Below are 19,740 nucleotides of genomic sequence, written 5' to 3'. Positions count from 1 at the left end.
GACGCGGCCTCAGATCCCCAGCGCGCGGAACTCGCTGCACGGGCGGGCGCGTTGCCAAGGCTCGTCGAACGTCGAACGCAGCTGCCGGGCACGGCCCGGTGCATCCAACCGGGTCTCGCCGTCCGAGCGGTGGCCCAGCGGGCGGAACAGATACCCGCCCGCGTCGTTGACCATGTAGGCGGAGGGATACTCCAGGTCGACCGGCTCCTCGATCACGCGGAAGGCGAATGCGCTGGGCAGGCGCTGCCCCAGTGCGATCAGCGGCGCGCCGCGGCGCTGGGGATTGGCCGCGTCGTGCAGCAGGATCTGGGTCTCGCCGCCACGCGTGGCAAGCCGGCGCAGCGCGGCCAGCACGCCCGGGGCATCGAGCAGCCCGGGGTCCAGCTCGCGGGTGTAGATGTGGAGGTATCGCCGGGCGCCGGCGATCACGCCGATGCTGGCGGCAATCGCCGCCTCGCGAAATTCCACCGGGTTGGGCGAATCCAGCAGCAGGCGCATGGACTGGTGCTCGATGCCTGCTTCGTCGAAACGCTCGCCCTGCGGCAGGAAACCGTGGCGGGCATAGAAGTCGAGCGCGGAGACCTGGGCGTTCAACGACACTTCGCGCCACCCGTGCCCGCGCGCCGCCTCCAGCAGGGCCGCCAGAAGCGCATCACCGACGCCGCGGCCGCGCCAGCCGGCAATCACCGCCATGCGGCCGATCTTGCGTTCGGGCGTCAGCCGGCCGGTACCGATGGGGTTGCCGGCGGCGTCCCGCGCCAGCACGTGGACGCAGCGCGGGTCGAGCGCATCCCACTCCAGGTCAAGCGGGACCTGCTGCTCGTGCACGAACACGGTTTCGCGGACCACCCGCAGTTCGGGCAGCGCCGGCTCGTACTCGACCGTCTCGACCCGGAAGCGGTTTTCGTCAGTGGCGGTCATCAGTCCTCGTCCCCCAGTCCTTCTTCCATTTCGTCGACGGAAACCTGCAGCAGGTAGTGGCCATCCTGCAGCAGGGCCTGCACGGTGTCGCGGCCGGCGTCGGACAGTGCAGCGTAAAGGTTGCCGTCGATCGCGTCGGCATTGGCGATGCGGCCGGCGTCACGGGCGGAAAGTGCATGGCTGGCACCGCTGACGAAGAGCCGCGCCGGTGTGCCGCGGGCGTGGGCCTTGCGCCAGGCCATGCGCGAGAACGGGTGGCGCAGCAGCCGGGCGCCGTTGGCCAGGTCCCATTCGATCTCGATGCGCGAGCGCGACTCCGGTGGCGTCTGCACCTGGCCCGCGCTGCGATAGAGGGTGATGAAGCGGCCGAACCAGTCGCCGAGCCGGTCCGGGTCGTTCATGCGCAGCGCGTTGAGCGCGGCGACCACGCGGTCCATGGCGGCGGCATCGATTTCGGCCGGATCGGCGGCGGGTGCCAGGTCCGGGTCGTGGTAGCGCGCGGTGTCATCGGCGTCGGCGGCCAGCGTGTCGACGAAATCGCCGAGCAACTCGGCGGCCGAGGGCGCACGCATACCGATGGAAAATGTCAGGCACGCGTCCTGGGCGACGCCGTGGTGTGGCACGCCCGGCGGCAGGTACAGCATGTCGCCCGGCCCCAAGACCCAGTCGTGGTCGGGCTGGAACTGCCGGAGCAGTCTGAGTTCGGCATCGTCGCGGAACTCCAGCGAGGGATTGTCCGAGGCATCGACCTGCCAGCGCCTGTGTCCCAGCGCCTGCAGCAGGAAGACGTCGTACTGGTCGACGTGGGCGCCGACCGAGCCACCCGGGGCGGCGAAGGACACCATCACGTCGTCGATCCGCCAGCGCGGCAGGAAATCGAACGCGTCCAGCACCTGCGCGACATCTGCATCCCACTTGTCCACGTCCTGCACCAGCAGGGTCCAGTCATGCCGGGGCAGGGTGGGGAAGAGTTCCTCGGGAAACGGCCCGTTGCGCAACAGCCAGCGATCCGCGCCGCCCGGGCGCTCGGCGGGCTCGCGGGCGACGATCCGGGACAAGGCGGCCTCTTCGCAGGCCAGGCCGGCCAAATCCTCGGGCTGCAGGGGCGACTCGAAACCGGGGAAGGCGTTGCGGATGAGCAGCGGCCGCTTCTGCCAGTAGTCGCGCAGGAAATCGGCCGGCGCCATACCCAGCGGGGGCAGGCCGGCGCCATCGACTTCGATCGGTAACGCGCCCTTGGCGCGCTTGCGGGTGGTGGTCGTGTCCGGACCGGCGCGTCGTGTCGGTGTCATGTGGCGATCTCGTCGTATCCGCGGCCGAGGAACTGCAGCAGGCACCAGCCGTGGCCGAACGGGTCGGCGAGCTGCGCGATGCGCCCCCAGGCATGCTCCCTCACCGGTCCTTCGGCCGAGGCCCCGGCATCCATCGCCCGGGCCACTGCCGCGTCCAGGTCATCAACCACCACGTCGCAGTGCAGCGGCGTCCAGTGGCGCGTGTAGTTTCTGGGACTGGCCCCGGCGCCCGCGCTGCCCGCCGGCTTCTCCAGCAGGTAGATCGGTGCATTGGCGCCCAGCAGCTCAAGTCCAGCGGTACCGAAGCGCCGCGACACCCGGAGGTCGAAGGCCCGGGTATAGAACGCCTCGGCCGTGGCCAGGTCGGGCACATCGATGTTCACCAGCAGGTGCATGCGTTCGTCCAGTGGAGTCAGGCCGCGACGCGCCAGGGCGGATGGCGGCGGTTGCCCCCGGCATGGAACAGGCATAGCCGGTTGCCGGACGGGTCGCGCAGGCGTGCCTCGCGCCACAGCCAGCCCTGGTCCGCCGGCATCTGCTCGAACGCGATGCCCTTGGCGCACAGGTCGGCGACCCGGGTGTCGAGGTCATCGCATTCGAAGTAGACCAGCACGCCACTGTCCGACGGACCGTCGTCGACATGGTGCAGGGAGAACGTCGCATCGCCTTCGGGGCACTCGAAGCGGGCATAGCGCGGCGACGAATCGACGATGAGGGTGAATCCCATCAGGCGGTAGAACGCAATGCAGGCGGGGACGTCGTGGGATGGCAGGGTGACCTGGTTGAGGTTCATGCGTCGGCGACTCCTGCTGTCCCGGTCGGTCAGATGTCGCGGGCCATGCGCTCGGCAAGGCCGGTGTAGCTGCCCGGCGTCATCGCCAGCAGGCGCTGCTTGTCGTCCTCGGGCAGGCCCAGCCCCTCGATGAACCCGCGCATCGAGGCTTCGGTGATGCCCTGGCCACGCGTGAGCGCCTTGAGTTGCTCGTAGGGATTGGGCAGGCCGTGCCGGCGCATCACCGTCTGCACGGCCTCGGCCAGTACCTCCCAGGCACCGTCGAGGTCGTCGGCCAGCCGCTCGGGGTTGGCACTGATCTTGTCCAGCCCCCGCAGCAGGGCGTCGAACCCGATCAGGGCATGGCCGAACGCAGTCCCCAGTGCACGCAGCACCGTGGAGTCGGTGAGGTCGCGCTGCCAGCGGCTGATGGGCAGCTTGGCGGCGAAGTGCTCGAACAGTGCGTTGGCGATGCCGAAGTTGCCTTCGGCATTCTCGAAGTCGATCGGGTTGACCTTGTGCGGCATGGTCGAACTGCCGACTTCGCCGGCCTTCACCGCCTGCTTGAAGTAGCCCAGCGAGATATAGCCCCACACGTCCCGGCACAGGTCGATGCAGACCGTATCGATGCGGCGCTGCGCATCACACAGCTCGGCGATGCCGTCATGCGGCTCGATCTGGGTGGTGTAGGGCTGCCAGTTGAGGCCCAGGGAGTGGACGAAGCGCTGGGAGAGCGCCGGCCAGTCAATCTCCGGGTAGGCCGCCAGGTGCGCGTTGAAGTTGCCGACGGCGCCGTTGATCTTGCCGGGCATGGGCGCGGCGGCAAGGGTCTCGCCCTGGCGCTGCAGTCGCGCGACGACGTTCGCGATCTCCTTGCCGACGGTGGTGGGGGAGGCGGTCTGGCCATGCGTGCGCGAGAGCATCGGCAGGGCGGCGTGCTCATGCGCCATGCCGCGCAGCTTCTGTATGAGCGCGTCGAGCCTGGGCAGCAGCACGTCCTGGCGCGCCTGGCTGAGCATCAGCGCGTAGCTGAGGTTGTTGATGTCCTCGGAGGTGCAGGCGAAGTGCACGAACTCCAGCGCCGGGCCCAGTTCGGCGTCGTCCTTGAGCCGTTCCTTGATCAGGTATTCCACCGCCTTGACGTCATGGTTGGTAGTGGCCTCGATCTCCTTGACCCGCGCGGCGTCCTCGACCGAAAGATCGTCGGCGAGCGCGCGCAGCCGCCGGGTAACGTTGTCGCTGAAGGGCCTGAGTTCGACTATCCCCGGCTCGGCCGCCAGCGCGAGGAGCCATTCGACCTCAACCTTGACCCGGGCCCGGATAAGCCCGTACTCGGAAAAGATCGGACGCAGGGCGTCGACCTTGCCGGCGTAACGGCCATCGAGCGGGGACAGGGCAAGCAGCTGGGTTTCGACGGCGGACATGGAGGGGCCGGGCAGGCGAGGGGGCGTCAATTCTACAGGCGCCGACCGGGTCTTCGACCACGGCGCGGCCGCGGTGCAACCGCACGCGCGCCTCACGGGCGGGGTGGGACCAACCGACTATCCTCGCGGGCACCAAGGAGGCCAGCCATGGCGAACAGAACCGGAACCCGCATCGAGCACGACAGCATGGGCGAGCTGCACGTGCCCTCGGACGCGCTGTGGGGCGCGCAGACGCAGCGTGCGATCGATAATTTTCCGATGTCCGGCCGGCCGATGCCGCGCGGGTTCATCCGGGCGCTGGGGCTGGTCAAGGCCGCTGCAGCCGATGCCAATGGCGCGCTGGGCCTGTTGCCGGAAGCGATCGCCGCGGCGATCGCGCGCGCGGCCGATGCGGTTGCCCGGGGAGAGCAGGACGGCCAGTTTCCGGTGGATGTCTTCCAGACCGGGTCGGGCACGTCCAGCAACATGAACGCCAACGAGGTCATCGCGGCGCTGGCCTCTGGCGCGCGCAGGCGCGTGCACCCCAACGACCACGTCAACCTGGGCCAGAGCTCCAACGACGTCGTCCCCACCGCGATCCGGGTGGGCGCCACGCTCGCGGTGGTCGAGGAACTGAAGCCGGCGTTGCGCCACCTGTGCAGGACCATAGAGAAGAAGGCCCGCGGCTGGGACAAGGTGGTCAAGACGGGCCGCACCCACCTCATGGACGCGATGCCGCTGACCCTGGGCCAGGAGCTGCGTACCTGGGCGGCCCAGCTGGCCTCGGCCGAGGCACGGCTGGACGATGCGCTGGGACGGATGAAGCGCCTGCCGATCGGCGGGACGGCCATCGGCACCGGCATCAACGCCGACCCGCGATTTGCCAAGGCCGTGGTCCGGGGCCTCTCGCGCCGGTCCGGTACCCGCTTCGTGTCGGCCGGGAACCTGTTCGAGGGCATTGCCAGCCAGGATGACGCGGTCGAGCTCTCCGGCCAGTTGAATGCGCTGGCGGTGGCATTGATGAAGATCGCCAACGACCTGCGCTGGATGAATTCAGGGCCGCTGGCAGGCCTGGGCGAGGTGGAGTTGCCCGCCCTGCAACCCGGCAGTTCGATCATGCCCGGCAAGGTCAACCCGGTGGTGCCCGAGGCGGTAGCCATGGCGTGCGCCCAGGTGATGGGTCACCACGTGGCGATCACCGTCGCGGGGCAGAGCGGCAATTTCCAGCTCAACGTGATGTTGCCGCTGGTGGCGGCCAACCTGTTGGACTCGATCGGGCTGATGGCGGCCAGCGCGCGGCTGCTGGCCGACCGGACCATCGCCGGCATGACCGCGCGGCGCGGGCGCCTGGGGGAGGCGCTGTCGCGCAATCCGATCCTGGTGACCGCGTTGAATCCGGTGATCGGGTACGAGAAGGCGGCGGCGATTGCCAAGCGGGCCTATGCCGAGCAGCGGCCGGTGCTGGAGGTAGCACTGGAAGACAGCGGGTTGGACCGCCGCACGCTGGAAAAACTACTGGACCCCGCGGCGCTCACGCGCGGCGGGATCCAGTCGAACACCGACTGAAGGCTCAGCGCCCCGCGGCCTCGGCCTCTTCGGCCGCGGACGCGCTGCTGGAACTGTGTTCGTCGGCGGGCGCCCCGTTCACGGCGGCCCCGGTTGCGCCGCGGATGCCGGCGCGGATCCCCTCGCGTATCTCGGTGCGGATCTCGTGGCGGGTTTCCGCCTGTTTCACCGTCCGGTCGCCCGAGTCGCTGCGACAGTCGTTGACGTCCGCCCCGGTCAAGGTGGCGTAGGGGCGGAATTCGGGGAGCGATGCCGCCAGCGCCTGCTGGCTGTCGAGCATGGCCGGCAATCGATCGCACAGCTTCAGCGCTTCGGCCTCGATTGCTTCGGCCTCGGCTTCGATCCGCTTCTCGAACTCGTCCATCTCGCCGGTGAAGATGCTCTTGAGCGCCCCGCCGGCAGCTTGCATGCCCAGGTCCGCGCCCTTGGCGCCAAGGGTCATGCCGGCGCCGATCACATCCATGAGGTGGCCGCGGTAGTCCAGCAGCAGCTCGCGCTGGTCGGGGTTGATGGCCACGGTCTTGCCATCGATCAGCAGGTCACCCTGCGGGCTGATCTCGGCCTTGGGCAGCGGATTTCCGTCAGCGTCGCGTGCCTGGTCGCGATTCAGGCTCGCGGAACCGTAGCGGATATCCATGTCGCCGCTGATGCTGATGTTCTCGTTGGCCATTTCCAAGCGCGCTTCTTCCAGGGCGTTGGCTACGGTGCGGCCCAAGGCGGTGCGCGGCTGTTCGACGGCGGTGGCGTCCGGGGCGGATGCGGGTGGTGCATCTGCGCTGCAGGCGGCCAGGGCCGGGAGGATGGCCATACAGGCCAGGATGGCGATACGCGGTGCGGTGGTCATGAGAGTTCCCGTCGTGAGGGGGGATGTGCGGCGGTGCGGGTGTGGGGGTGCAGTACGGTGGGTGCGGGCAAGCGGCGCGGCCATCCCTGGCCGTGCCGTGGCCGGTGTGCAGGCCGATGGCCTGCACACGCTGGGCTCACCCCTCGTCGCGCCACCGGCGCAGGCGGATCGCGCCGAAGATCATTGCCGCGCCCACCAGGGCACCGATCCACAGTTCCGGCATGGCGAGGGTCTGCAGTTGGCTGGCGGCCGACAGCTCCCGGGTGATGTTTTCCAGGCCCTCGCCACCGTTCTCGCCGAACCCGCTGCGGTAAGCCATGTCGATCGCGGGGAAGGTGCCCAGCAGCAGGCGGCCCACCGCGTTGGCCCAGAACCACGAGCTGTCGAGGTTGAACAGTTCCATCAGGTCGAACCAGCTGACGAAGATGCCGGCAAACAGCGGAACCATGATCGCCCAGAGGAAGGGCTTGCTTCGCGCCCATGCCGAGCACAGCAGCAGCCAGCCGATGGTGGGCAGGGCCCAGAGTGCGTACACGGGGATCCAGGCGAGATGGCCTCCGACGATCGTCAGCGGGTTGGCCGGGCCCCAGATCAGTTCCATCGGGTTGCCACCGTGCAGCATCACCACCGCGCTGATCATCAGCATGAAAACGAACATCGTCGCGATGGCGGCGCCGACTGCGATCAGCGGGGCGACCACCGCCGCGCTCACGACTTTCGACAGGACGGTCTGCGTATCCGAGAGCGGCAGCGACTTCCAGAACAGCACGCTGCGGTCCTTGCGCTCGTCGTAGAGCGCGCCCAGGCAGTAGAAGAACACCACGAAGGCCAGCACGATGAACGGCCAGGACGAGCTCAGCAGCAACGTCAGGTCCAGTCCCTGGGCCATCTCCGCCATGTCCTCGGCGCTCATGCGCTGGGTGAGTTGGCCGATGTCAAGGCCGTTGACCTGGATACCGTCGATCTCCATGTCGCCATCGGCGATGGCGCGACGGGCCGCGATCAGGCCCAGCACGATCGCCATCAGGGTCAGCAGCAGGGATATCCCGCCGGCCACCAGCGGTGCCCAGAGGAAGCCGCCCTTGTGCTCCCAGTACTCGCGCTTGAGCAGCAGCTGGAACTTGTGGGTGGGGTGGGTGGCGGGTGCAACCGCGCGGGGCGCGGCCGGGTTGCCACCTTCGATGCGTGCGTCGATGGCGTTCATGCGTAGGTCCCCTTCATGGTGGCGACGAACAGGTCGGCCAGGCCAGGCGTGCGGGTCTCGCCCAGTGCGGCCAGTTGGGATTGCGGCACGCCGTCGAACAGCATCACGGTCTTGCCGAAGGGCAGGGCGCGCTCGTCCAGCGGCTTGAGCGCACGGGCGGCTTCGAGATGGTCCGGGTCGACCAGCACCTCGCTGAAGCGATCGCCCAGGGTATCCATCCCGGTATCAAGGACGATCTTTCCGTCCTGGATGAACATCACGTCGGTGAGGATGTGTTCGATCTCCTCGACCTGGTGGGTGGTGACCAGGATGGTCTTTCCATCATCGAAGTAGTCCTCCAGCAGGCGCTGGTAGAACTGCTTGCGGTAGAGGATGTCCAGGCCCAACGTCGGCTCGTCCAGCACCAGGAACCTGGCGTCGATCGCCATCACCAGCGCCAGGTGCAGCTGCACGATCATGCCCTTGGACATTTCGCGCACCCGCATGCCGGGCTTGAGCTGCGTGCCGGCCAGGAAGCGTTCGCAGCGGGCCCGGTCGAAGCGCGGGTGGACGCCGGACACGAACTCGATCGCTTCGCGTACCTTCATCCAGCGTGGCAGTACCGCCACGTCGGCGATGAAACACACATCGCGCATCAGTTCGTCGCGCTCGGTGCGCGGGTCGCGGCCCAGCACACTGAGCTCGCCCTCGAACGGAATCAGGCCGAGGATGGCCTTGAGTGCGGTAGTCTTGCCGGCGCCGTTGGGACCTATCAGGCCGACGATGCGCCCTGCCGGGATCTCGAAGGCAGTGTCGTCCAGGGCAAGCTTGTTCTTGTACTGCTTGCGCAGGCGGCGAGCGCTGACGACGACGGGTGCGGTGGTGGTCTGGGTATCAAGCAAGGCGTTCATCGCGTACCCCCGGTGGCCGGATCGGCCTTCAACAGTTCATCCATGCTCAACCCCAGCCGCATGATGCGTTCAAGCACCAGGGGCCACTCTTCGGTAAGGAAGCGCTCGCGCTCGTTCAGGAGCAGCTTCCGTGCGGCCTCTTCTGTGACATACATGCCCAGTCCCCTACGTTTTTCGACAAGGGCCTCGTCCGCCAACTCCTGGTAGGCGCGCGAGACGGTGATGGGATTCAGCTGGTACTCGGCGGCAACCTGCCGTACCGAAGGCAGGGCGTCGCCGGGCTTGAGTACGCCGTCGAGCATCATGGCGACGACGCGTTCCTTGAGCTGGCGATAGATGGGAGCGCCGTCGCTCCACTGGATGGCGGTCATGGGTCAACCCCGCGGTGCAAAGGAAAAATAAGGCATGGCCAGCGCCTGGCGGCGACGGGACGGTGTACGTGTAGGGCGTTCGACCAGGGCATCGCCGTTGGCGACACCGGTGGTCGGCTCCAGGGCCGACGCCAGAGCGGCGGCGGTGCCCAGGTGTTCCAGGGCGGGTGAGCCGGGGAGGGCATCAAGCCCAGCGGTCTCCGGCAACATTGGGAGGGCGGCGCCGTAGCTTGGGCTGGGCATCAGCGGCATCGCCTGGCTCGATGCCACCAGCCCCAGGACCAGCAGTGCTCCGCTGGTCATGAGGGCCGAGATCGTGTTCTGCAGCTTTCGGTTCATGGGGGCTGTCCTGCTCATTGGTAGACCGGTGTTGTAGGTGACTATAACACCAGTTTTGGGCATGTCAACTCCCGAGGGGAACTCCGTAACCCAACTAAAGTCATACTGGCCCGCCACCCTTCCGGACCCGGTCCCATGACGCCTGCACCCATGCTCCCCGCCTCATCCCGGCCCCGATCGGGCCGCTGCAGGATGTCCCGCGCACTGGCAGCCGGGGCGCTGGTCGCCCTCGCGATCCTGTCCGGAACGGCGCTGGCTGCAGATGGGCTGCTGGACGGGCACAGCTTCCGCCCGCTGGCGGGCAAGCAGCCGGTTGACCTGCAGGCGCAGTACGCGGGTGATGTCGTGCTGGTGGTGAACACCGCCAGCAAGTGCGGGTTCACCCCCCAGTTCGAAGGCCTGGAGGCGCTGCATGCCAAGTACCAGGGCCGCGGGTTCGCGGTGCTCGGCTTCCCCTCAGGGGATTTCAAGGAGCAGGAGTTCGAGGACGAGGACGACATCCGCGAGTTCTGCACGCTGACCTATGGCGTCAAGTTCCCGATGTTCGAGAAGTCTCACGTGATCGGTCCACGGGCCTCGGGCCTGTATGCCGGACTTGCCAGGGCGGCAGGCGAGTCACCGAAGTGGAATTTCCACAAGTACCTGGTCGGCCGCGACGGTCGCCTGGTTGCCAGCTACGGAAGCAGGACCGTGCCTGACGACGAGGAGATGGTCGCCGCGATCGAGCGCTCGCTGGCGGCACCGCGCCCATCGCGCTGAGTTCCCGACACCGGCGTTTGCCCGCCGGCGCGGTCGCCGCGACAATGAGCGGCTCGCCGGCCCTCTGCCGGCCACCGGCTACAGGCGTCGCCCGCAAGCCCCCCCTCAAAAAACCCACAGGAGCAGGACCGGATGAAGGCTTTCGTACGCGGCGCGGCCGTGTTGTTGACCACTGCCGCCGCGGCGCTGCTGGGCACCGCCGCCATTGCCCAGGAGAAGACCGTCTTGACCACCGATCGCGAGAAGGCCAGTTACATGGTGGGCTATGACGTCGGGCGGTCGATCGGCCCGGCGGGCCCCGACCTGGACGTGGCCGCGTTCGGTCGCGCGCTGGACCGTGCATTCGAGGGCGGCGAGCCCTTGCTCTCGGAGCAGGACGCACAGGCGACCTCGCAGGCCCTGATGCAGCGTGTCGAGTCGCGCGCCGGCCGGCTGCCTGCCGATGCCAAGGTGCCGGACGTGGACACCGCCCATGTGGGTTACCTCATCGGTGGCAACGTGGGTCGGTCGCTGGCCCCGATCAAGGACGAGCTGGACATGCCGGTGGTGCTGCAGGCAGTGCGCGCGGTGTTGGCGGATACCCCGTTGTTGATGGAGGAAGCCGAGCTCAACGCGGTGCGCGAGTCGTTCTCGACCCGCCTGCAGGCGGGCATGGCGCAGAAGGCGCAGGCCGCGTCCGAGGCCAACCGTGCCGAAGGCGAGGCGTTCCTGGCCAGGAACAAGCAGGTCAAGGGCGTCATCACCACCGGCTCGGGCCTCCAGTACATGGTGCTGCGCCAAGGGTCGGGTGCGATGCCGCGCCCGACCGACCGCGTCCGCGTGCATTACCACGGCACCCTGCTGGACGGCACCGTGTTCGACAGTTCCTATGATCGTGGCCAGCCGGCCGAGTTCGGCCTGAGCCAGGTCATCCCCGGGTGGACCGAGGGTGTCGGCCTGATGCCGGTAGGCGCGAAGTACCGGTTCTGGATCCCGGGCGAGCTGGCCTACGGACCGCGCGGCACGCCGGGCGGTCCGATCGGCCCCGACGCGACCCTGGTCTTCGACGTGGAGCTGCAAGCAATCCTCTGACCGCACGTGCGTGGTTGGGTCGGCACTCAGCCGACCCGTGACACCTTCGCCGACCGCTGTCGCCGCCAGGCGGTGATGCCCCCAAGCCGACCGGCGCGTGCCGGTCGGAAACCCCCGATCCCCGGAGTCATTCGATGTCCCCATTCTTCCGTTCGACCGCCACCGCCCTTGCCGTGGGCTCCCTGACCCTGGCGCTGGCGGCTTGCAAGCCCGATGGTGCCGAGACGCCCGCCGATGCAGACGCAACCAAGGCCGAAGCGGCTGCGGACGCTGAGGCCGCCGACACCTTGAAGATCACCGGGCTTGAAGGCGAAAAGGCGCAGGTCAGCTACATGATCGGCATGGAGATGGCCAAGTCGCTGGAGCCGGTGAAGGACGAGATCGACCTGGACGTGCTGCACAAGGCCATGCAGACCATCGTCGCCGGCGAGAAGCCGCTCATGACCGAGGAGCAGGCCAAGCAGGTCGGCGAGACCTTCGGCCAGAAGATGCAGGCCAAGCAAATCGCCGACATGATGGCCAAGGCCAAGAAGAACACCGAGGAGGGTGCGGCCTTCCTCGCCGCCAACGCCAAGAAGCCGGGCGTGGAAACGACCGCCTCGGGCCTGCAGTACAGCGTCGTGACCGCAGGTGACGGCCCCCGGCCGACCGCCACCGACACCGTGCGCGTGCACTACAAGGGCACGCTGCTGGACGGCACCTCCTTCGACGACTCCTACGAGCGCGGCGAGCCGGTGACCTTCCCGCTCTCCCAGGTGGTGCCGGGCTGGCAGGAGGGCATCGCGCTGATGCCGGTAGGCAGCAAGTACAAGTTCTGGATTCCCTCCGAGCTCGGTTACGGCGAGCGCGGCACCCCGGGCGGTCCGATCGGACCCAACGCCACGCTGGTCTTCGAGGTCGAGCTGCTGGAGATCGTCAAGGGTGGCGGCAACTGACCTGTCGCCACGACGACTGGCCCCGGGAGCTCACTGACACATGCTTGCCACGATTTTCGGCACCGGCTACGTAGGCCTGGTCAGTGGCGTGTGCCTCGCAGAGGTCGGGCATTCGGTGGTATGCGTCGACATCGATGCCGACAAGGTGGAGCGGCTGGGCCGGGGCGAGGTGCCCATCTTCGAGCCGGGGCTGGAGGGGTTGCTGGCCCGCAACCTCGCCGCGGGCCGCATCGCGTTCACCACCGACGCCGCGGAAGGCATCGGCGCCAGCGAGATCCTGTTCATCGCGGTGGGAACGCCGGCCGACGAGGATGGCAGCGCGGATCTCCGCTACGTACTGGAGGTGGCGCGCACGATCGGCCGGCACCTGCAACGCCCGGCCATCATCGTCAACAAGTCGACCGTTCCAGTGGGCACGGCCGACAAGGTCCGCCAGGCCGTCGCGGGCGAGCTTCAATCGCGCGGCGTCGATATTGCATTCGACGTGGTATCCAACCCCGAGTTCCTCAAGGAAGGCGACGCAGTCAATGACTGCATGCGACCGGACCGCATCGTCATCGGCTCATCGGAGCCAGGGGCGGTCGAACAGTTGCGGCGCCTGTACGGGCCATTCGTGCGCAACCACGATCGTTTCGTGGTGATGGACGTGCGCTCGGCCGAGCTGACCAAGTACGCGGCCAACGCGATGCTTGCCACCAAGATCAGTTTCATGAACGAGATCGCCAACATTGCCGAGCAGGTCGGGGCGGACGTGGAGATGGTGCGCCTGGGCATCGGCTCGGACCCGCGCATCGGCTGGCATTTCATCTATCCAGGTGCCGGTTATGGGGGCTCGTGCTTCCCCAAGGACGTGCAGGCCCTGGCGAGGATCGCCCAGGCACACGGCGTGGAGCCGGAGCTGCTGACCGCCGTGGAATCGGTCAACCATCGCCAGAAGGGCCACCTGTTCGACCTGGTGCAGCGGCATTACGAGGGGCCAGTGGCCGGCAAGACGTTTGCGGTATGGGGCCTGGCCTTCAAGCCCAATACCGACGACATGCGCGAAGCCTCCAGCCGCCGCCTGCTGGAGCAACTCTGGGATGCAGGGGCGAACGTGCGTGCGTACGATCCCGAGGCGATGGACGAGGTGCGTCGCATCTACGGGCGCCGCGAGGAACTGGTGCTGTGCGAGTCCGAGTACGAGGCCGCCGAAGGCGCCGATGCACTGGTGATCGTCACCGAATGGAAGCAGTTCCGAAGCCCCGATTTCGGGCGATTGCGGAAACTGCTGGGTGACCGCGTGGTCTTCGACGGGCGAAACCTGTATCCCCCCGGCCAGGTCGAAGACGCGGGCCTGGCGTACTACGGCATCGGTCGCGGACGATCAATCGCGAGGGGCCGGTAGTGATGTCGATAGATGCAATGCAGGCCTCGTTCGAGGCGCGCCTGACCGAGCTGGAAACCCGGCTGTCCTTCCAGGAGCATGCGATCGCCGCGCTCAGCGACGCCCTGGCCCAGTCGCGCGACGAGGAGGGCCGCAACGCGCTGGCGCTGCATCGTGCGCTGGAAGAGTTACGGCAGCTGCGGCTGGCCGTTTCCAGCAATCCGCTGTCGGCCGATCCGGCCAGCGAACCCCCACCCCCGCACTACTGAGCCGATGACCGACACACTCCGAAACCAGCTGCTGGGGCTGGGCTTCAAGCCCGCCCCCAAGCCTGAGCGTCCGGCCGACAAGGCCAATCGCGGTGGAAAGCCCAGGCGCGACCGCGCGGCGAACCCGCGCAAGTCGGCGCCGCCGGGCACGCCAACCGGGGGCCCGGCAAAGCCGCGCAGCCGCGAGGACATCGACCTGGCGAAGGCCTACGCGATCCGCGCGCAGAGGGAAAAGGACGAGCGCGTGCGGGCGGAACAGGCGCGCCAGGAGGCCGCCCGCCAGCGGCGCGAGGGGCGCGCCAGGGTCGAGTCGATGGTCAAGGACGGCGTGCTCAACGTCGCCGATGCCGACATTGCCCGGCATTTCCAGTACGGCGGCAAGATCAAGCGCGTCTACGTGACGGCCGACCAGCTGAAGGCGCTCAATGCCGGCGAACTGGGCGTTTTGCAGCTCAACGGCCACTACAAGGTGGTGACGGCGGGGCTGCTGGCCCAGGCCGAGGCCATCTTCCCGGAATGCGTGGCGCTGAAGGTCGACCCGGATGCACCCGCCGGCGACGACCCCTACGCGGATCCCCGCTACCAGGTGCCCGACGACCTGGTCTGGTAATCGCGGCGCCACGGACGTGCCCGGCGCCCGGGTGGCTCACTCGGGGTCGTAATCCAGGTTGGACGCCAGCCAGCGTTCGGCCTGCAGCAGGTCCACGCCCTTGCGCCGGGCGTAATCGGCGACCTGTTCCCTGGTTACCCGACCGACCACGAAGTACTGGCTGCGAGGGTGGCTGAAGTAGTAGCCCGACACCGCCGCCGCCGGATACATCGCAAAGCTCTCGGTCAGTTCCAGTCCCGTGTTGCGTTCTGCATCGAGCATCGCGAAGAGCGTCGACTTCTCGCTGTGCTCGGGACAGGCCGGGTAGCCCGGCGCCGGCCGGATGCCGCGGTAGGACTCTTCGATCAATGCGGCGTTGTCCAGGCCTTCGTCGGACGCATAGCCCCAGTGCTCGCGGCGTACCCGGGCGTGCAGCCACTCTGCCTGCGCCTCGGCCAGGCGATCGGCCAGTGACTTGAGCAGGATGGCGTTGTAGTCGTCGTGGTCGGCTTCGAACCGGGCGACGTGCTCTTCGATCCCGAGGCCCGCGGTGACCGCGAACGCGCCGATCCAGTCCTGCTTGCCCGTGGACCTGGGCGCGATGAAATCGGCCAGGCAGAAGTCGGGGCGCTCGGCGGGCTTGTCGACCTGCTGGCGCAGGAAATGCAGCATCGTCGATCGCGCGGGACCCGGGTCGCTGGGCTGCAGCTGGACTTCGACGTCGTCGCCGACGCTGTTGGCCGGCCACAGTCCGAACACCGCCCTGGCCTGCAGCCACTTCTCCGAAACGATCCTGGCGAGCATCGCCTGCGCATCGTTGAGCAGCTCGCGCGCCTGCACGCCCACCACGGCGTCGTCCAGGATGGCCGGGTAGCGGCCCGCCAGTTCCCACGTACTGAAGAACGGCGTCCAGTCGATGTACTCGAGCAACTCCCCGAGTGGCACGTCGTCGAAGGCATGCAGCCCGGGCGAGCGCGGTGCCGGCGGGTCGTACGCATCCCAGCCCCCGTCGAACCGTTGTGCGCGCGCCTTCGCCAACGGGACCAGGCGCTTGCCGTCGCCGCGGTTGCGGTGGCGCTCGCGGATCTCGGCATAGTCCGCATCGTTGGCGGCCACGAACGCCGCACGCGAAGACGCCCCCAGCAGGGTCTGGGCGACGCCCACCGCGCGCGAGGCGTCCTTCACCCAGACGGTGGGCGAGGCGTAGTGCGGGTGGATCTTCAACGCGGTATGGGCACGTGACGTGGTGGCGCCGCCGATCAGCAACGGCATGCCCAGCCCCTGCCGCTGCATCTCGCGCGCAACGTGGCTCATCTCCTCCAGCGAGGGCGTGATCAGCCCCGACAGGCCCACCAGGTCCGCGCCTTCGGCTTTCGCCCGGTCCAGGATGGCCTGGGCGGGCACCATCACCCCGAGGTCGATCACGTCGAAGTTGTTGCAGGCCAGCACCACGCCGACGATGTTCTTGCCGATGTCGTGGACGTCGCCCTTGACGGTGGCCAGCACGATCTTGCCCTTGGACCGCCCGGTGTCGCCGGTGCGCAGTTTCTCGGCTTCGATGAACGGCAGCAGGTGGGCCACGGCCTTTTTCATCACCCGGGCGGACTTGACCACCTGCGGCAGGAACATCTTGCCGGCACCGAACAGGTCGCCCACCACGTTCATGCCTTCCATGAGCGGGCCCTCGATGACGTCCAGCGGGCGCTCCGACGCCAATCGCGCGTCCTCGGTGTCGACTTCGATGTACTGGTCGATGCCGTGCACCAGCGAATGGGCCAGCCGTTCGCGGACGGGGCGCTCGCGCCAGGCCAGGTCCTCGACCGCCTGCTCGCCCTTGATGCCCTTGAACCGCTCGGCGGCTTCCAGCAGCCGCTCGGTGCCATCGTGGCGGCGGTTCAGCACCACGTCCTCCACCCGCTCGCGAAGGTCGGGATCCAGGTCGTCGTACAGCGGCATCGCGCCGGCATTGACGATGCCCATGTCCATGCCCGCACGGATGGCGTGGAACAGGAACACCACGTGGATCGCCTGGCGCACCACCTCGTTGCCGCGGAACGAAAAGCTGACGTTGGAGACACCGCCGGAGACGTGGCAGAAGGGGAAGCGCTCGCGCAGTTGCCGGGTCGCCTCGATGAAGTCCACCGCGTAGCCGTCGTGTTCCTCGATGCCGGTGGCGATCGCGAACACGTTGGGGTCGAAGATGATGTCCTCGGGGGGGAAGCCGATGGTGCCGGTCAGCAGGTGGTACGCCCGCGAGCAGATGTCTACCTTTCGCTCCACCGTATCGGCCTGGCCGTCCTCGTCGAAGGCCATGACCACCACGGCCGCGCCGTAGCGGCGAACGAGACGCGCCTGGCGCAGGAATTCGGCCTCGCCTTCCTTGAGCGAGATCGAATTGACGATGCCCTTGCCCTGCAGGCACTTGAGCCCGGCTTCGATCACGCTCCATTTGGAACTGTCCACCATCACCGGCACGCGGGCGATGTCGGGCTCGGCGGCGATCAGGTTGAGGAATTCCACCATCGCCTTTTCCGAATCCAGCAGGCCCTCGTCCATGTTGACGTCCAGCACCTGCGCACCGCCTTCCACCTGCTGGCGCGCAACGGCCACGGCCTCGTCAAGTCGGTCGTCCTTGATCAGCTTGCGGAACCTGGCGCTGCCGGTGACGTTGGTGCGCTCACCGACATTGATGAAGTTCGACTCGGGGGTGATCTGCAGCGGCTCGAGGCCGCTCAGGCGGGTCTGGCGGGGCAGGGTGGTCATCGGGTCCGGGGCCCCTCTCGCTGAACGCCGCGCTGCGACTTCGACGGCGCCCACCCGGCAGGTCCCCGGGGACGGGCTTCATCGTGCATCGGGACACCCGCCCTTCCAGACGTGTCCCTGGGCGGGGCGCGGCGACAGCACCTCATGCGGCATCCGGCATGCGTGGAAGCGTGCGCGGCGGGACGCCGTCGATCGCTGCTGCAATCGCCGAGATATGCGCCGGCGTAGTGCCGCAACAGCCGCCCACGAGGTTGAGCAGCCCGGATTCGGCGAACTCGCGCAGGACGCTGGCCATGTCTTCGGGCGTTTCGTCGTAGCCGCCGAATGCATTGGGGAGGCCCGCATTCGGGTGTGCGCTGACATGGGTGTCGGCGATCTGCGACAACACGTCCACGTGCTGGCGCAGATCGCGCGCGCCGAGCGCGCAGTTCAGGCCGATCGCCAGCGGCGCCGCATGGCGGACTGAAAACCAGAAGGCCTCGGCGGTCTGTCCCGACAGTGTGCGGCCGGAGGCGTCGGTGATCGTGCCTGACACCATGACCGGCAGGCGAGCGCCGAGCACGTCGAATACCTCCTCGATGGCGAAGAGTGCGGCCTTCGCATTGAGGGTGTCGAAGACGGTCTCCACCATCACCACGTCCGCACCGCCCTCGATCAGGCCCCGGGTCGCGTCCCGATAGGCCTCGCGCAGCTCGTCGAAGGAGGTGGCGCGGAATCCGGGACGGTTGACGTCGGGGCTCAGCGATGCGGTCCGGTTGGTCGGTCCCAGCACGCCGATGGCGAAGCGCGGACGTGCAGGGTCGCGCAACGTCGCTTCATCGCAGGCCTGCCGCGCGAGGCGGGCACCGGCCTCGTTGAGTTCGCGCGCAAGGTGCTGCAGTCCGTAGTCGGCCATCGCGATGGACGTGGAGTTGAAGGTGTTGGATTCCACCAGGTCCGCCCCGGCCGCCAGGTACTCGGCATGGATGCAGGAGATCAGTTCCGGCCGGGTCAGGCTGAGCAGGTCGTTGTTGCCGCGCTGGTCAAGGGCTGCGCGTTCCCTGGGCTGCTGGCGGTCATGCCCGTCGGCGAAGCGCTCGCCACGGTAGTCGGCCTCCGACAGGCCGTGCTGCTGGATCATCGTTCCCATTGCGCCATCGATCACCAGGATCCGCTCGCAAAGGGCACGTTGCAGGGCTTCGGCGCGATCCCTACTGTGCCAGGGGAGGGGGGGCATCTGGATCTCCTGCCGGGGGCAATGCCACGGATTGAAGTGGAGGAAGGGCAGCGCGGGCGGTCACTCCGGTCAATCGGTTCGCCGCATGCAACGGCAGCGGCTGCCATCCCCGGAACGACTCGCGAGCGTCGTGTGCCCCGCCCATGTCCGGGGTGCGTCAGACCGCTGCGTTCATGGCTTCCTGCCGATCAGCGCGATGACTTCGAAGTGGGGGGGGCGGCGCTCGCGGGTAACGGTGCCGCAGCTGAGGATGTCCAGCCCCGCCCGGGTCACGAAACGGCGCAGGTCCTTCTCCGAGAAACCCAGGTTCAAGTGGCCGAAGGACTCGACCACCGCACGATGCTCGTGCCGGGCCAGGCTGGTCAGCAGCATCCGGCCGCCGGGACGCAACACGCGGGCGGCTTCGGCCACGGCCTGGGCGGGGTGCGCGGCATAGGTGAGCGCATGCATCAGCGCCACCAGGTCGAAGCTGGCGTCGTCGAGAGGCAATGCATGCATGTCGCCTTCGCGGACTTCGACGTTGGGGAGGCGACGCAGGCGCTCGGTGGCCGCCGCCACCACCTTGGAGCTGGCGTCCAGGCAGACGTAGCGGTTGGAATGTGGCGCCATCAGCTCCGCCAGCACGCCGTCACCGGACGCGATGTCCAGCATGTCGCCCGGCTCCAGCAGTGGCAGCGCCGACCGGGCCATGGCCTCCCATGTGCGGCCGGGCGAATAATGGCGTTCCATGTCGCCGGCCACCGAGTCGGCCCAGTTCTGGTCGGCCGCGCGCATCGCCAGCACACCCGGGACACGCTCGGCGTCCTGGCGCAGCAAGGGGTCGTCGCTGCCTTCGCGCAGGGTCTGCCACAGCGCACGTTGCGCGTTGTCGAGCGCGGCGTCGTCGAACCGGTAGTAGGCCGAGACGCCCGAACGGCGGTCCCGCACCAGCCCGGCTTCCTTCAGCTTGGACAGGTGGGTCGAGACACGCGGCTGGGCAAGCCGGGTGATGGCCGAGAGCTCGGCCACGGTCAGCTCCTCGTGTTCGAGCAGGGCCAGCAGCCGCACGCGGGTGGCGTCGGCGAACACCTTGAGCCGGGACGACCAGCCTTCCAGATCCATGCAGTCCTGCCTTTATCGACGTATCGCGATACAGCGATAAGTCTCTGCCTGCTGCCCGCGGCGGTCAACCCC

Annotated in this window: 19 protein-coding genes and 1 pseudogene; 7 read left to right on the top strand and 13 right to left on the bottom strand. The window is 68.1% G+C overall.

What is annotated here, in order from left to right; genetic code table 11:
- Positions 1-9 precede the first annotated feature (9 nt).
- The 5 genes and pseudogenes from ACJQWL_RS02455 to purB form a co-directional block, all read right to left on the bottom strand.
- A complete protein-coding gene (locus ACJQWL_RS02455; RefSeq protein WP_330967677.1) occupies positions 10-921 on the bottom strand; it encodes a GNAT family N-acetyltransferase in 912 nt (303 codons plus the stop codon).
- Positions 922-923: 2 nt separating this feature from the next.
- Positions 924-2,108, bottom strand: a pseudogene (locus ACJQWL_RS02450) (JmjC domain-containing protein); the annotation flags it as partial.
- Positions 2,109-2,209: 101 nt separating this feature from the next.
- Positions 2,210-2,608 carry a VOC family protein gene (locus ACJQWL_RS02445; RefSeq protein ID WP_330967675.1) on the bottom strand — a complete coding sequence of 133 codons (399 nt, stop codon included), beginning with the start codon at positions 2,606-2,608 and terminating at the stop codon, positions 2,210-2,212.
- 17 nt (positions 2,609-2,625) lie between these two features.
- Positions 2,626-3,006 carry a VOC family protein gene (locus ACJQWL_RS02440; RefSeq protein WP_330967674.1) on the bottom strand — a complete coding sequence of 127 codons (381 nt, stop codon included), beginning with the start codon at positions 3,004-3,006 and terminating at the stop codon, positions 2,626-2,628.
- A 29-nt stretch (positions 3,007-3,035) separates the two neighbouring features.
- Positions 3,036-4,409, bottom strand: a complete 1,374-nt coding sequence (gene purB / locus ACJQWL_RS02435) for an adenylosuccinate lyase (RefSeq protein WP_330967673.1) — start codon at positions 4,407-4,409, stop codon at positions 3,036-3,038.
- 147 nt (positions 4,410-4,556) lie between these two features.
- On the opposite strand from purB, the gene ACJQWL_RS02430 reads away from it, so the two are divergent.
- On the top strand, positions 4,557-5,954 hold the full coding sequence (locus ACJQWL_RS02430) for a class II fumarate hydratase (protein WP_330967672.1): 1,398 nt from the start codon (positions 4,557-4,559) through the stop codon (positions 5,952-5,954).
- A 4-nt stretch (positions 5,955-5,958) separates the two neighbouring features.
- On the opposite strand, the gene ACJQWL_RS02425 is transcribed toward ACJQWL_RS02430, so the two are convergent.
- The 5 genes from ACJQWL_RS02425 to ACJQWL_RS02405 form a co-directional block, all read right to left on the bottom strand.
- Positions 5,959-6,798 carry a YggN family protein gene (locus ACJQWL_RS02425; RefSeq protein ID WP_330967671.1) on the bottom strand — a complete coding sequence of 280 codons (840 nt, stop codon included), beginning with the start codon at positions 6,796-6,798 and terminating at the stop codon, positions 5,959-5,961.
- 136 nt (positions 6,799-6,934) lie between these two features.
- The gene (locus tag ACJQWL_RS02420) at positions 6,935-8,002 is read right to left on the bottom strand and encodes a hypothetical protein (protein ID WP_411300683.1); all 1,068 of its coding nucleotides are present in this window, start codon (positions 8,000-8,002) and stop codon (positions 6,935-6,937) included.
- Positions 7,999-8,892, bottom strand: coding sequence for an ABC transporter ATP-binding protein (locus ACJQWL_RS02415; RefSeq protein ID WP_330967669.1), 894 nt, complete (start codon positions 8,890-8,892; stop codon positions 7,999-8,001). Before ACJQWL_RS02415 ends, ACJQWL_RS02420 begins: the two co-directional genes overlap by 4 nt.
- Complete coding sequence (locus ACJQWL_RS02410; RefSeq protein ID WP_330967668.1) at positions 8,889-9,263, bottom strand: GntR family transcriptional regulator; 375 nt, start codon at positions 9,261-9,263, stop codon at positions 8,889-8,891. The genes ACJQWL_RS02415 and ACJQWL_RS02410 overlap by 4 nt, the downstream gene beginning before the upstream one ends.
- A 3-nt stretch (positions 9,264-9,266) precedes the next feature.
- Complete coding sequence (locus tag ACJQWL_RS02405) at positions 9,267-9,602, bottom strand: hypothetical protein (protein ID WP_330967667.1); 336 nt, start codon at positions 9,600-9,602, stop codon at positions 9,267-9,269.
- A 192-nt stretch (positions 9,603-9,794) separates the two neighbouring features.
- On the opposite strand from ACJQWL_RS02405, the gene ACJQWL_RS02400 reads away from it, so the two are divergent.
- From ACJQWL_RS02400 to ACJQWL_RS02375, 6 genes are all read left to right on the top strand, one after another.
- Positions 9,795-10,361: a glutathione peroxidase gene (locus ACJQWL_RS02400; RefSeq protein ID WP_330967666.1), complete on the top strand. Its 567-nt coding sequence runs from the start codon at positions 9,795-9,797 to the stop codon at positions 10,359-10,361.
- A gap of 132 nt (positions 10,362-10,493) precedes the next feature.
- Complete coding sequence (locus tag ACJQWL_RS02395) at positions 10,494-11,432, top strand: FKBP-type peptidyl-prolyl cis-trans isomerase (RefSeq protein ID WP_330967665.1); 939 nt, start codon at positions 10,494-10,496, stop codon at positions 11,430-11,432.
- A gap of 134 nt (positions 11,433-11,566) precedes the next feature.
- Positions 11,567-12,367 carry an FKBP-type peptidyl-prolyl cis-trans isomerase gene (locus tag ACJQWL_RS02390; RefSeq protein WP_330967664.1) on the top strand — a complete coding sequence of 267 codons (801 nt, stop codon included), beginning with the start codon at positions 11,567-11,569 and terminating at the stop codon, positions 12,365-12,367.
- Between the two features lie 40 nt (positions 12,368-12,407).
- Positions 12,408-13,751 carry a UDP-glucose dehydrogenase family protein gene (locus ACJQWL_RS02385; protein ID WP_330967663.1) on the top strand — a complete coding sequence of 448 codons (1,344 nt, stop codon included), beginning with the start codon at positions 12,408-12,410 and terminating at the stop codon, positions 13,749-13,751.
- A 2-nt stretch (positions 13,752-13,753) separates the two neighbouring features.
- Complete coding sequence (locus ACJQWL_RS02380) at positions 13,754-13,999, top strand: SlyX family protein (RefSeq protein WP_330967662.1); 246 nt, start codon at positions 13,754-13,756, stop codon at positions 13,997-13,999.
- A gap of 4 nt (positions 14,000-14,003) precedes the next feature.
- Positions 14,004-14,609 carry a DUF2058 domain-containing protein gene (locus tag ACJQWL_RS02375; protein WP_330967661.1) on the top strand — a complete coding sequence of 202 codons (606 nt, stop codon included), beginning with the start codon at positions 14,004-14,006 and terminating at the stop codon, positions 14,607-14,609.
- 36 nt (positions 14,610-14,645) lie between these two features.
- Here ACJQWL_RS02375 and metH read toward each other — a convergent pair whose 3' ends face one another.
- The 3 genes from metH to ACJQWL_RS02360 all read right to left on the bottom strand — a co-directional run bounded on the left by metH (position 14,646) and on the right by ACJQWL_RS02360 (position 19,668).
- Positions 14,646-17,405, bottom strand: coding sequence for a methionine synthase (metH, locus tag ACJQWL_RS02370; protein ID WP_330967660.1), 2,760 nt, complete (start codon positions 17,403-17,405; stop codon positions 14,646-14,648).
- An 88-nt stretch (positions 17,406-17,493) separates the two neighbouring features.
- Positions 17,494-18,567, bottom strand: a complete 1,074-nt coding sequence (locus ACJQWL_RS02365) for a homocysteine S-methyltransferase family protein (RefSeq protein ID WP_330967659.1) — start codon at positions 18,565-18,567, stop codon at positions 17,494-17,496.
- 171 nt (positions 18,568-18,738) lie between these two features.
- Positions 18,739-19,668, bottom strand: coding sequence for an ArsR/SmtB family transcription factor (locus ACJQWL_RS02360; protein ID WP_330967658.1), 930 nt, complete (start codon positions 19,666-19,668; stop codon positions 18,739-18,741).
- Positions 19,669-19,740: the final 72 nt, after the last annotated feature.

Source organism: Novilysobacter viscosus (assembly GCF_046600715.1).
Classification (GTDB): Bacteria; Pseudomonadota; Gammaproteobacteria; order Xanthomonadales; family Xanthomonadaceae; genus Lysobacter_C; species Lysobacter_C viscosus.
This window is presented reverse-complemented; position numbering and strand designations above follow the sequence as displayed.